Here is a 12678-nt window from a genome sequence, read left to right on the forward strand (position 1 = left end):
GAGGGGTTCTTATTTTTCTAAAGAATCCATTGCTAGAGAAACTTCATTTAAAATTGTTTTAATTAGATTTTTCTCATATTGACTAAGTGTTGGATTACTAATCATATCAATTCCGATAACACCATATATTTTATTATTTCGGCGAACGGATAAATATAATGCATTTGCTTCCTGCAATGTACTAGTAGTTGGACCAGCATTCTTATTATTTACATAAACCCATTTGGCTACTGTTTTTTCTTTTTCTGTCAAAAATATATTAACATTATCAAAATCAGCATTCGAATTGTAGATATATGGTTTATCTAACATTTTTCTATTTACAGGATAAAAAATAATAATTCGCTTTAACCATTTATTTAATTGGATACATGTTTCTTTCATGACATCATTATAGGTTTTTGCTTGTTGTAATTTTTGGCTTGTTTCTAATAAAACTTCCATACTATAGGCACGTAAAGATGCACTGTTTTTTTCTTTCTTTAATTTAAAATTTAAACCATTAATAATAACAGAAACTACTATCATCACAATTAATACCACAACATACTCTGATGAGATTATTTCTAAAGAATACTTTGGATTAATGAACAAATAATTTATTAAACATACATTTATGAATGGTATCACAAAGCTATAAATAGGAAGTAACGTCAAACTACCTATAATACATGATGACAATACATATAATAATAGAATCGTAGTCATACCAAATCCCATTATTTGTGCTAAATATGCCAAGAGGGTTATAACCAATAATGTAACCATTGAAATGCAAGTATCTCTAGTTGAAAATCTAAAACTACTTTTGTATTGGTACTTGTTGAAATTTTGTCTACTAGAATTATTATCTGGAATAATATATATATCTAAATTTGGAGATAGTTTAGTTAGTTTGTCAACAATAGTCGGCTTATATAAAATTGATTTTTTTTGGTAAGAACGTCCTAAAACTAATTTAGAGACGCCTGCTGTTTTAGCATATTGGCTGATTTGATAAGCTATATCATCACCATAAGTAGATACAATATTCGCTTGTAATTCTTTAGCAAGCGAGATGTTTTTTTTGAGTTGTTCAAGAGCTTTATAGTCTAATTCTTTAGAATCAACATATAAAGCTGTAAATTCGCCATGAAAGGCTTGAGCCATTTTAGAAGCAGTTCGGATTACTTTTTGATTCGTTGGTGATGTTCCTAAACAAACAAGTATATTTTCTTTAAGAAATTGTCTATTTTCATCTTTTGCATACAAATTGATACGATCAGCACATTTCCTCATTGCGATTTCTCGTAATGCGATTAGATTATCTTTAATAAAAAAATTTTCTAATGCTCTTCTTGCCTGTATCTTATTGTAAATTTTTCCTTGTTTTAATCTATCTATTAAATCATTTATATCAACATCTATTAACTTAACATCATCTGCATCATTAAATATATAATCAGGAATTCTCTCGTTTACCTTTACTTTTGTAATACTTTCTACAACATCATGTAAGCTTTCTATATGTTGTACATTTACAGTTGTGTAAACATCTATACCTGCTCTTAATAATTCTTCAATATCACTATACCTTTTTTTATGTCTAGAAGTAGGCGCATTTGTATGAGCTAATTCATCAACTAGTATGAGTTGAGGATGTCTTTCTAATGCTTGATCTAGATCAAATTCAAAGAAATGATGTCCTTTATAAATTACCTCTTTAGTCGGTATTTTTTCTAATCCATATGTTAGATTCTGTGTATCAGGTCTATCATGATTTTCTATATATCCAATAACCACATCTACACCTTCAACAGATTTTTGCTGGGCTGTATTTAACATTGAAAATGTTTTTCCTACCCCTGCACAATATCCAAAAAAGATTGTTAATTTACCTTTTCTCACCTCTTCCAATACCAACACCTCCTCATATCATCTGACAATTATATCCTTATTAATTGTGATCTTTGTAGCAGGTAAACTAAATGTAAATATAGCCCCTGTTGGATGATTGTCTTTAACAGATATAACACCTCCATGTGCTTCAACAATTGATTTACATAAAGCTAAACCTAACCCCATGCTCTTCTTACTATCAACAATAGAATGATTTACAGTGTAAAATTTTTCAAATATTTTATCTTTATCTTTATCTTCTATACCACTTCCATTGTCACAGACTTCTATATATACATAGTCTTCTATTTGATAAGCATTTATTGAAATTGTTGAATCATTTTCTGTATATTTGATCGCATTATTAATTAAATTTATTAAAACCTGTACAATTAATCTTGCATCCATATCTGCCATTAAAAAATCATCAGAAATATTTACTTTAATTTTACGATTATCTTTGATTCTACTAACATGACTTAATGATTCATCAATTACATCTTCTATAACTTCTGGTTCTATTCTTAATTTCACGCTACCATCTTCTATACTAGTCATTGATAATAGATTTTCTACTAAATTGATCAACCACAAAGAATCGTCATATATATTTTTGTATAAAGCATTTTTTTGTCATTCTTCAAATTACTATTATCATTTAACAACACATCAGCATTACCATATATCGAAGTCAACGGTGTTCTGAGATCATGAGATATAGACCTAAGTAAATCAGATCTAAATTGCTCTTTTTTTACTTTTATAATAGCCTCATTCTTTTCTTCATTACTTTTTATATTGTCCAAGCATATAGCCATTTCACTTAATATAGCCAATAAAATACGTTTATCAAATGATCCTAAAACATCGTTACCTAAATAAATACCTATAACTCCATATATTTTATCATCCGTTAATACAGCATAATAGATACTCTTTGATCCTGATAAATAACGAGTTGTCGCTCCTGCATGCTTTCCATTTATTGCCACCCATTTTGCAACGCCTATCTCATTAGCATTCAAAAACTCTTTACAATAAGAATTTTCCCTTTTGGGAAACAGAATAGGATTTTGTATAGAAGACTTCTCAATTGGAAAATACGCAATATCTCTATTAAATAAATTTGATAATTGTTTGCATCCACAATTAAATATATCTTCCACAGATTGTCTTTTTTGCAAAAGCTGGTTTGTTTCTAATAAAATACGAGAAACATTAGCCATATTAGCATAACTTGTAGCTGTTAATTGAATTTTATTCATTAGTGTACTTATTAAAAAAGCAACTATAATCATGATTACAAATGTCATTAAATAAGATGAATCATAAAAAGATAAGCTTAATATAGGCAGTGTAAAATAAAAGTTAAATAAAATAACACTAGCAATCGATGAAACGACACTGCATATGATATTTGATGTAATTAAGGCAATCAATAAAACACCAATTAAGTAAATCATAATAATATTAGAATCATGAAATCCCATTTCAAAAAACACAAAGCCAACTACTGTACAGATAAACAATATAAGAATACTAGTAACAATTGATTTGAGTGTTACTTTGCTTTTATTGGTGAAGATATTCATGATTCTTTTTTCTCTTACTGGCACTATAACCAAATTAATATCATCAATATCTTCTAATAATTGTTGATATATAGGTTTTCGGAAGAAATCAAATCTCATATTCATATTTTTTCCGATAACAAGTTTATTTACTTTACATACTTTAGCAAATTTAAAGATTTCACCTGCTATATCATCAGAAGAAACAATTTCTACCTCTGCTCCTAATTGTTTGGCATAAGCAATGTTTTTATCTAATTGCTGTTGATTTGAATCATTTAATGCTCTTTTCGTATCAGATATATACAATGCATAAAAATGATCTGTTTTATTTTTTAACATAGCACTTGCAACACGAATTACATGGATATTGGATGGTGAAGGTGAAAGACATACCATGATGGAATCAATATTTTGATGACTCATTATTCTTTTCCTCGATATCAGAATTATCTATTTTTATCATTTTATACCCTACACCCACATGTGTTTGTATATACTTTTCATTTGATATTTTTTCTATCTTCTTTCTTAAAGAAGTGACATAAACTCTTAATGAAGATAAATCAGATTCAATAGAGTTCACCCATACTTTGTCTAATATATATTGATGTGTTAATACTCTTCCAATATTTTTAGCTAATAAGCACAATAGGTTATATTCAATAGGCATGAGATGAATTTCTTTATCATCTACATAGACAGATTGAGCAATATAATCTATTTTTAAATGTCCATTCACAAAACAATGATCATTATTTAATGTGTTTTCTCTGTACTGTGTTCTTCTCAAAGTTGAGCGAATACGTGCCAATAATTCTTCTACACTAAATGGTTTAGTTAAATAATCATCCGCTCCAATATCCAAAGCTGTAATTTTATCATCATCGTTACTTCTAGCACTAATTACGATAATAGGGGTAAATGAAAACGTGCGAAATTTCTTTATGATATCTATTCCATCTAAATCAGGCAAACCTAAATCAAGTAGAATAAAATCAAATTGATGTTTAGTTAGTAATGATAATGCCATAGTACCATTCGTAGCTGTTTCGTAATTATAACCGTTTGTTTCTAATGCCATTGATAGTAAATTTCGTATAGCAGACTCATCTTCAACTATTAATACATTTATCAAATTATTCACAGTGTTCATCTCCGTTTATCTAAATTTCTGTTTATTATAATACTACTTTATTATAACACTACTAAAAACAATAAGAAACTATCTTCCCTTAATTTCTCTTCTAAAGTGAAAAGTTAAATTCCACTTTAGGCAGGTTAAAGTTGCGTTTAGTCTTTCACATCTTTCCAGTTGATTTTACTCTTACAGTTGAATTTACTTTTACACCTTCAATAGTTGAATTTTCTCCTTCAGGTATATAATTACTGTGATGTCTGTTTCTCTATTTCATGAAAGGCTGATTATCATGGCTAAATGAAATAAGAATTTACATCTTACTCTTTCAGAAAGAGAAATAATTCAGAGAGGAATAGAAAATGGTTCTACCAAGACTTCTATCGCTGCAACTCTTGGAAAGGATAAATCAACTATAGGCAAAGAAATCAAGGCACATAGAAAACATTCACATATTTGCAGCTTTGATCCTGCCTGTGCCAACAAGGACAGATGCAAGCATCATCATGTATGTAAGAACTGTGCTGATTTGGTAGTTTTCAAATGCAAGCGAAGAGACAGATCTCCTGGTGCCTGCAACGGGTGTCCTAAATTCCAGCACTGCCGATTTGACAAGCTCACATATTCTGCAGATATCGCCAATAAGGAATATATGGCTGACCTCATTGAATCAAGAGAAGGAATAAACATGACATACAGTGAGCTTAAGGCTTTAGCTGATATCATTGTCCCTCTTATCAAGAATGGTCAGTCACCATATCAGATCATTACTTCTCATCCTGAACTGAATATTTCTGAAAAGACATTATACAACTACATAGAATCAGGGGTATTTAGACAGTTCGGTCTGCTTGATATCGATCTAAGAGTCAAGACAAGAAGAATATCAAAGAAAGATTCTGTCAAATACAAAAAAAGAGAAGACAGAAAGTTCCTGGTTAGGCGCACCTATAAGGATTTCGTCTCATATACTGACGATCATGACAACGTTAGTATTGTCGAGATGGATACCGTCTACAATGGGCAAAGCGGTCCGTTCATGCAGACCATTAAGTTCCTGTCTTACTCTTTCATGTTCATTATATACCATGAAGAGAAGACTGCAAAGGCTATGGTTGAAGGCGCAGACCTTCTCGAATCAATATTAGGAGAAGATTTATTCAAAAAGGAAGTGGAGGTCATCAAGACAGATAGAGGTACTGAATTCTCAGATGCAGATGGACTAGAAAAGGACAATGATGGCAGCACGAGAACTCATGTCTTTTACTGCGATGCTATGCAATCATGTCAGAAAGGAAGTCTTGAGAACAACCACAAGGAGATACGTTACATATGCCCTAAAGAAGCAGGTCTCAAGGAGCTTGGTTTTGATTCACAGGAGAAGGCTAATCTCATGGTATCCCACATCAATTCCCAGCCAAAGGAGAACCTAAAAGGAAAATCACCGCTGGAGATGATGGAGTTCCTAAGTGCAGATTTATATAAAAAATTCATAGAATTTGGAATCAAAAAAATAGAAAATGATGAGATAATTTTAAAACCATATTTACTAAAATAACATAACTAAAATCATTCGGAGAATGTATGAAACATGAGATGCAGACTGACAATAGCACATGCAGTCAAAGTGGAATTTAGTCTTACACTCGAAAAAACGAACGAAATTCCATAGCTTTACTGTGCCTTAAAATACCATGATTTATGACGCTAAAATCTCATTTCTAATGTACGAATGATTAAGTTCCATTACTAAAACAAAAAGAATATCAGAATTAATATCCGATATTCTTATGAAAATATAATTCTGAACGAGTAAATTCCACAATTTTTTTGTTCCGTTTTAAAGTGGAATTTAACTTTTCACTTTATCCCTTAATTTCTCTCATTATAGATAAATTCAATTTCAACACGTTTACCTTTTCTTCACCAAAGATACCAAGTAATTTATTTTCAGTATTATCCTTTATTAATTTTTCTAATTCAGTTTTAGAAATATGTGTATTTTTTGATACTCTATCCATTTGAACACGAGCAGCATCAACAGAAATATGTGGGTCTAATCCTGAACCAGATGCAGTTATTATATCTGCAGGAATATCTTCTTTTTTTATCGTAGGATTTTCTTGTAGAAATTTTTTAATATCTTCATTGATTCTTTTTTCTAATTTAGGATTACTTGATGCTAAGTTTTCACTTCCAGATGATGGTATAATTTGTTTATTACCTTCTTTTTGCGTAAATGTATTATAGTTTACCGCAGAAGGTCTACAATGAAATAATCGCTCATCTGTAAAATCTTGACCAACTAGTTCAGAACCTACAACCTTTCCATCCATCTTAATAAGACTTCCATTGGCTTGTTGTGGAAAGATAATCTGAGATAAACCAGTCATCATCATTGGATAAATTAATCCACAGATTATAAACATTGCAAGTGATAGTTTTAATGGTGTTTTTATTTGTTTAAATATATTTTTCATAAACAGCCTCCTACAATCCTAAAAAAACAAGTAATGGTGAAATAAGAATATCAATTAACTTAATACCAATAAATGGACAAATAACGCCTCCTAAACCATAAATCATCATGTTTCTTCCTAATAGTTTAGATGCACTCATAGGCTTATATTTAACCCCCTTCATAGCTAAGGGGATTAAACAAGGAATAATAATAGCATTAAATATCAATGCTGATAAAATCGCACTTGATGGAGAGCTAAGTCCCATAATGTTTAAGACTTTCATTTGTGGAATAGCAATTGTAAAAATTGCTGGAATAATTGCAAAATATTTTGCAATATCATTTGCTATAGAAAATGTAGTTAATGATCCTCTTGTAATTAATAATTGCTTACCAATTTCTACTACTTCTAGTATTTTCGTTGGATTCGAATCTAAATCTACCATGTTAGCTGCTTCTTTGGCAGCAGTAGTTCCGCTATTCATTGCTATTCCTACATTTGCTTGAGCTAAAGCTGGTGCATCATTTGTTCCATCACCAGTCATAGCTACAATTTTTCCTAAGGCTTGCTCTTTTTTTATTGCCTCTATTTTATCTTCAGGTTTACATTCAGCAATATAACCATCAACACCAGCTTCAGCAGCAATAGTTGCAGCTGTTAAAGGGTTATCCCCTGTACACATAATCGTTTTAATACCAATTTTACGTAAACGGTCAAATCTTTCTGGTAATCCAGGTTTTACTGTATCTTTTAAATAAATAACACCTAAAATCTTGTTATTTACACAAACTACTAACGGAGTCCCTCCTAATTTTGAAATATTTTCCACTTTTTCATTTAAATCAGAAGGAATTAATCCATTTAATTTTTTTACATAATTAATAATGGCTTCACCAGAGCCTTTTCTTATTTTAGTACCATCTTCAAGATCAATCCCACTCATTTTGCTACTAGCTGTAAATTCAATGAATGTTGCATTCTTGTAATCATCAATATTTAATGTAACTCCCATCTTTTCAGCTAATTCTACTGTTGATTTTCCTTCAGGTGTTGTATCTTTTAATGATGCAATACATGCATATTTCACAAGATCTTTTTGATTTACACCATCCACATTAATAAAGTCACTCGCCAATCTATTTCCGAATGTAATAGTACCTGTTTTATCTAAAATCATGGTATCTACATCGCCACATGCTTCTACAGCCTTCCCAGATAATGCAATAACATTAAATCTAGTAACACGATCCATACCTGCAATACCAATTGCACTAAGTAATGCCCCAATTGTAGTTGGGATTAAACAAACTGTTAAAGCGACTAATGTTGAAATAGAAATTTGAATCTTTAAATATGTAGCAATCGGATACAATGTAACGATAACTATTAAAAATATAATAGTTAAAGAGACTAACAAAGTATTTAAGGCAATCTCATTTGGAGTTTTCTTTCTAGAAGCACCTTCAACCATAGAAATCATTTTATCCAAAAAGGAATGACCTGGATCTGTTGATATTTCTATTTTAATCCAGTCAGAAACAACAGTAGTACCTCCAGTAACGGATGCAAAATCTCCGCCTGCTTCTTTTGTGACAGGAGCTGATTCACCAGTTATTGCTGATTCATCAACACTTGCTATGCCATCTATAATTTCACCATCACCAGGAATTAATTCTCCCGCTTTAACAAGTACAATATCTCCTTTTTTGAGTTCACTACTAGAAATTTCTTTTTCAGATCCATCATCTAAAATCAAACGTGCTTTTGTATCTTTTTTTGTCTTTTTTAAAGTATCTGCCTGTGCTTTCCCACGTCCTTCTGCAACTGACTCAGCAAAATTTGCGAACAATATTGTAACAAACAGAATAAATGCAACGATTGCATTATATAAGCTTAAATTATTTCCTTTATCATGAAATAAATGAGGAAAAAAAACTAGTATTGTACATAAAACAAATCCAACTTCAACTACAAACATAACTGGATTTTTAATCATATATTTTGGAGACAACTTTGTAAAAGAACCTTTAATTGAAGAGTAAAAGATATCTTTCGTTATGAATTGATTTTTTTTATTTTCACTCATTTTTATACCTCCTATAATGTCAACCACTCTGCAATTGGACCTAATGCAATTGCAGGTAAGAATGTTAGTGCTGAGAAAATATACACAACTACCACTAATATAATTGCAAATGATATAGTATTTGTTTCCAAAGTGCCTGTAGATTTATTCACATCAATTTTATTCATCAAACTACCAGCAATACCTAGTTGAATGATTATAGGTAAGTATCGCGCTAAAAACATAACTATACCACAACTCATATTCCAGAATAATGAGTTATCTGCTAAGCCTTCAAAGCCTGATCCGTTATTGGCTGCTGATGAAGCAAACTCATATAAAACCTGAGACAAGCCATGAAAACTTGGATTAGTAATACCATTAATTCCTTCAGGAATAGACAAAGCTAAAGCAGTGAATCCTAAAATTAATAATGGATGAATAATAATGCATAGAGCTGCAAGTTTCATTTCTTTTCCTTCGATTTTTTTACCAAGATACTCAGGTGTTCTACCAATCATCAAACCACAAATGAATACAGCAATAATGGCATAAATTAACATATTCATAAGTCCAACACCAGCTCCACCAAACACAACATTCAACATCATATGTAATAATGGAACTAATCCACCTAAAGGTGTTAATGTATCATGCATGTTATTGATAGTTCCAGTTGTAAAAGATGTTGTTGCAGTAGTAAATAAAGCTGATTGTGCAACCCCAAATCTCACTTCTTTCCCTTCCATATTACCAAGAGTTTCTGTGATACCTGCTTGCGCTACTGCATGATTGCCTTGTGATTCACTATAAAAACAGATTCCTAAACCAACAACAAATAGTATTGACATAGCAACAAAAACTGTTCTTCCTTCTTTGCCCATCCATATTTTCTTTGGTTTATTAGTTGATAAAGTATAGGCAACTTTATTTGCTTTTGATTCTTCATATTTACCATATGCCATTCTGCCAAAAACAATAATTGAAGATATTGGCAAAATCATCATTGAGAATAACTCAATCATATTTGAAAGAATTGTTGGATTTTCTAAAGGGGTAGCTGAATTAGCACCTAAAAATCCACCACCATTTGTTCCTAAATGTTTGATAGATTCTAATGCTGCTATAGGACCAGAAGCAATTTCTTGAAATTTCCCTTCAATTGTTGTTAATTGAATATTTGAATTCAAGTTTTGTGGTACACCTTGCCAAACAAGAAATAACCCAATAATCATTGATAAAGGTAATAAAAATCGATTAATGATTCGGATAAAATCAACATAGAAATTACCCATATTTCTTCCTAACAAGCCTCTCACCATAGCAACGCATGCAGAAAAACCTGTTGCAGCAGAAGTAAACATCATCATAATGATTACAAACATTTGAGAAAAATACGATAATCCTGATTCTCCAGCATAATGTTGTAAATTCGTATTAGTCATAAAAGATATGATTGTATTAAAAGACAATGATTCTTCCATACCACTAATACCATTAGGATTTAAAAATCCAATTGATTGAATTCTTAAAATTAAATACCCAATGAAAACCAAGCATAAATTAACTATCAATAATGACACAGCATATTTTTTCCAAGTCATTGTTGACGTATCTATTTTTAATACTTTAAACATACAATTATCCATCTTATCAAATACTGGATCTGCAAATGTTCTCTCACCACTAGAAATATGGTAAACATAATTTCCAATTGGAAAGATGATAACTATAAATAATAATAATGTACAAACTATCTGCACCATAAATGCCCCTCCATTTAAACCAATTGATTTTTTTCAACAACATGTCCAATATGTCTACTATCATATTTAATTTCACACTTTTTCGTACTTTTTGAACACTCTGATTTTTCATAAAAGAATCTATGCATCGGTTCAAAACTACTAAAATTAGACATATTTTCTTGAGCAGGTAAATAAGTTGGATCCAAACACCAGGCTACCCTAAAATGTTTCATTGCTAAAACATGATTACGTTTTTTTTCATATATAATACCTAACAAATTATGAGGAATAGCAGAATCTGGATGTTTAGCCATAAAATCACAAATATTTTGAAAAGCTTCTTGTAATTGATCAGAACAAATAAGCTGTTTCATTTTTAAACAAAAGTATTCTTCATTTTCTGTATTATCGCTGGATATAGTATTCATATCACCATCTCCTTTATAATATATGTTAAAATTTATCTGGATTTATTAAAGCATATATAAGATAACAAGAAATCAATATAATAGTTACTATCAAGATAAGCATTTGTAATCACCTCTATCTTTTCAATTCTTTATCTACCAAATTAACAAACCCGATCATAAGCAAAAACGAAATAACTAAAATAGATAACATGATTATGTCAACCATAAATATCCTCCTCACTATTAAACTCATAATATCTTTATCCTTAGGGCAAAAATATTTTACTGCTGCGAAAATTAAAATAGGTTAAAAAAAAGGGCTTTAAAATTAAAATTAAATTAAAATCAACTCGCAATATTTTAAATATTTGCTTATAGAAGTATCTTTGGATAAAAGAAAAACAACCCTTTCGGGTTGCCTTATAACTTCTTTAATGTTTCTTCTACATCATCTAGAATCTGACTGAACTTAGTTAAAGCTCTAGATACAGGTTCTGGTGTACTAAAATCGTAAGCGCCAAATAATATAGTGGATAGAAATAGACCTCATCATGTTAGATAATTAAAGTGTTTTTAGATACTAAATTTGCTATATATAGTGTTTTTAGCCACTAAATTTACTATATGTAGTGATTTTAGCACTAAATTCACTATATAGAGGATGGTGAGATTATGGATATTCAAAGCATTAATGATGATATCAAGACCAAGCAATGGGTGGAAAGGATTAAGGAGTGCAGGGAAAGTGGACTACCTGTCAGAAAATGGTGCAAGCAGAACAACATATGTGAGCAGACCTACTACTGCTGGCTGAAGAAACTGCGAAAGATGGCAATTGACTCAGGGGCTGTAAAGGCTCCATCATTTGTCTCTGTTGATCAGAGCACACTTAATAAACAGAACATAATTATAACTAAAGGTGATGTTCGTATAGAATTTCCCTGTGATACAGATATAGGGACAGTAACGAATATCATTGAGGCACTATTATGTTAGGTGATATCTCCAAGGCTGAGCATATCTATATAGCTGTTGGCTATACAGATATGAGGAAACAGATTGATGGTCTTAGTGCACTTGTTACAACACAGTTTAGTTTAGATCCCTTTTCAAATTCAGTATTCCTGTTCTGTGGTAGAAATTCAAGAGTGATGAAGGCACTGTACTGGGAGGGTGACGGCTTTGTACTTCTTTACAAGAGACTGGAAGACGGCAGATTCAAATGGCCTAGAGATGAATCCGAAGCAAAAGAAATAACGCGCCAGCAGTTCAGATGGCTCCTGGAGGGACTGGCAGTTGTACAGCCTGGAAGGATAAAGAAAACAGTTTCAAAAGCAGTCATATAATGGCCTTGATTCATAGAAAAATTGTACGATTTATGGTATAATTATTACATGAAGCGGAGG

Annotated in this window: 11 protein-coding genes and 1 pseudogene; 3 read left to right on the forward strand and 9 right to left on the reverse strand. The window is 31.0% G+C overall.

The genetic code is table 11. The annotated features are described in order from the left end of the window. Positions 1-9 precede the first annotated feature (9 nt). Genes ABUA27_RS04535 through ABUA27_RS04550 form a run of 4 tightly spaced genes read right to left on the reverse strand, consistent with a single transcriptional unit; the run spans position 10 to position 4605 of the window. Positions 10-1887 (reverse strand): sensor histidine kinase, encoded by a 1878-nt coding sequence (locus ABUA27_RS04535; RefSeq protein ID WP_287968766.1) that lies wholly within the window; start codon positions 1885-1887, stop codon positions 10-12. A gap of 27 nt (positions 1888-1914) precedes the next feature. After that, the gene (locus ABUA27_RS04540) at positions 1915-2436 is read right to left on the reverse strand and encodes a sensor histidine kinase (protein ID WP_349820307.1); all 522 of its coding nucleotides are present in this window, start codon (positions 2434-2436) and stop codon (positions 1915-1917) included. A gap of 26 nt (positions 2437-2462) precedes the next feature. Further along, complete coding sequence (locus tag ABUA27_RS04545; protein WP_349820308.1) at positions 2463-3875, reverse strand: DUF4118 domain-containing protein; 1413 nt, start codon at positions 3873-3875, stop codon at positions 2463-2465. After that, positions 3856-4605 carry a response regulator transcription factor gene (locus tag ABUA27_RS04550; protein ID WP_349820309.1) on the reverse strand — a complete coding sequence of 250 codons (750 nt, stop codon included), beginning with the start codon at positions 4603-4605 and terminating at the stop codon, positions 3856-3858. The genes ABUA27_RS04545 and ABUA27_RS04550 overlap by 20 nt, the downstream gene beginning before the upstream one ends. A 286-nt stretch (positions 4606-4891) precedes the next feature. Here ABUA27_RS04550 and ABUA27_RS04560 point away from each other — a divergent pair. Beyond that, positions 4892-6145 (forward strand): annotated as a pseudogene (locus tag ABUA27_RS04560) (transposase); the annotation flags it as partial. A 307-nt stretch (positions 6146-6452) separates the two neighbouring features. On the opposite strand, the gene kdpC reads toward ABUA27_RS04560, so the two are convergent. The 5 genes from kdpC to ABUA27_RS04585 are packed head-to-tail and all read right to left on the reverse strand — an operon-like array spanning position 6453 to position 11393. Next, positions 6453-7067, reverse strand: coding sequence for a potassium-transporting ATPase subunit KdpC (gene kdpC, locus ABUA27_RS04565; RefSeq protein ID WP_349820311.1), 615 nt, complete (start codon positions 7065-7067; stop codon positions 6453-6455). Positions 7068-7077: 10 nt separating this feature from the next. Next, positions 7078-9135, reverse strand: a complete 2058-nt coding sequence (gene kdpB, locus ABUA27_RS04570) for a potassium-transporting ATPase subunit KdpB (protein ID WP_349820312.1) — start codon at positions 9133-9135, stop codon at positions 7078-7080. An 11-nt stretch (positions 9136-9146) separates the two neighbouring features. Beyond that, positions 9147-10880 (reverse strand): potassium-transporting ATPase subunit KdpA, encoded by a 1734-nt coding sequence (locus ABUA27_RS04575; protein WP_129981187.1) that lies wholly within the window; start codon positions 10878-10880, stop codon positions 9147-9149. Between the two features lie 14 nt (positions 10881-10894). Beyond that, complete coding sequence (locus ABUA27_RS04580) at positions 10895-11290, reverse strand: hypothetical protein (RefSeq protein WP_129981186.1); 396 nt, start codon at positions 11288-11290, stop codon at positions 10895-10897. 25 nt (positions 11291-11315) lie between these two features. Beyond that, the gene (locus ABUA27_RS04585; RefSeq protein ID WP_129981207.1) at positions 11316-11393 is read right to left on the reverse strand and encodes a potassium-transporting ATPase subunit F; all 78 of its coding nucleotides are present in this window, start codon (positions 11391-11393) and stop codon (positions 11316-11318) included. A 551-nt stretch (positions 11394-11944) separates the two neighbouring features. Here ABUA27_RS04585 and tnpA point away from each other — a divergent pair. Beyond that, complete coding sequence (gene tnpA, locus ABUA27_RS04590; protein WP_349820313.1) at positions 11945-12268, forward strand: IS66 family insertion sequence element accessory protein TnpA; 324 nt, start codon at positions 11945-11947, stop codon at positions 12266-12268. Continuing rightward, complete coding sequence (tnpB, locus tag ABUA27_RS04595; protein ID WP_349820314.1) at positions 12262-12618, forward strand: IS66 family insertion sequence element accessory protein TnpB; 357 nt, start codon at positions 12262-12264, stop codon at positions 12616-12618. Before tnpA ends, tnpB begins: the two co-directional genes overlap by 7 nt. The last annotated feature ends 60 nt before the right edge of the window (positions 12619-12678 follow it).

This window comes from Catenibacterium sp. RTP21428st1_D7_RTP21428_210409, assembly GCF_040227455.1.
Classification (GTDB): domain Bacteria; phylum Bacillota_I; class Bacilli_A; order Erysipelotrichales; family Coprobacillaceae; genus Catenibacterium; species Catenibacterium mitsuoka_A.

Excerpts from the sequence above, each read along its gene's own strand:
- ABUA27_RS04540 (WP_349820307.1), bottom strand. The coding sequence starts at position 2,436 with ATGACTAGTATAGAAGATGGTAGCGTGAAATTAAGAATAGAACCAGAA.
- ABUA27_RS04545 (WP_349820308.1), bottom strand. The coding sequence starts at position 3,875 with ATGAGTCATCAAAATATTGATTCCATCATGGTATGTCTTTCACCTTCA.
- ABUA27_RS04550 (WP_349820309.1), bottom strand. The coding sequence starts at position 4,605 with ATGAACACTGTGAATAATTTGATAAATGTATTAATAGTTGAAGATGAG.
- kdpC (WP_349820311.1), bottom strand. The coding sequence starts at position 7,067 with ATGAAAAATATATTTAAACAAATAAAAACACCATTAAAACTATCACTT.
- kdpB (WP_349820312.1), bottom strand. The coding sequence starts at position 9,135 with ATGAGTGAAAATAAAAAAAATCAATTCATAACGAAAGATATCTTTTAC.
- ABUA27_RS04575 (WP_129981187.1), bottom strand. The coding sequence starts at position 10,880 with ATGGTGCAGATAGTTTGTACATTATTATTATTTATAGTTATCATCTTT.
- ABUA27_RS04580 (WP_129981186.1), bottom strand. The coding sequence starts at position 11,290 with ATGAATACTATATCCAGCGATAATACAGAAAATGAAGAATACTTTTGT.
- ABUA27_RS04585 (WP_129981207.1), bottom strand. The coding sequence starts at position 11,393 with ATGCTTATCTTGATAGTAACTATTATATTGATTTCTTGTTATCTTATA.
- tnpA (WP_349820313.1), top strand. The coding sequence starts at position 11,945 with ATGGATATTCAAAGCATTAATGATGATATCAAGACCAAGCAATGGGTG.
- tnpB (WP_349820314.1), top strand. The coding sequence starts at position 12,262 with ATGTTAGGTGATATCTCCAAGGCTGAGCATATCTATATAGCTGTTGGC.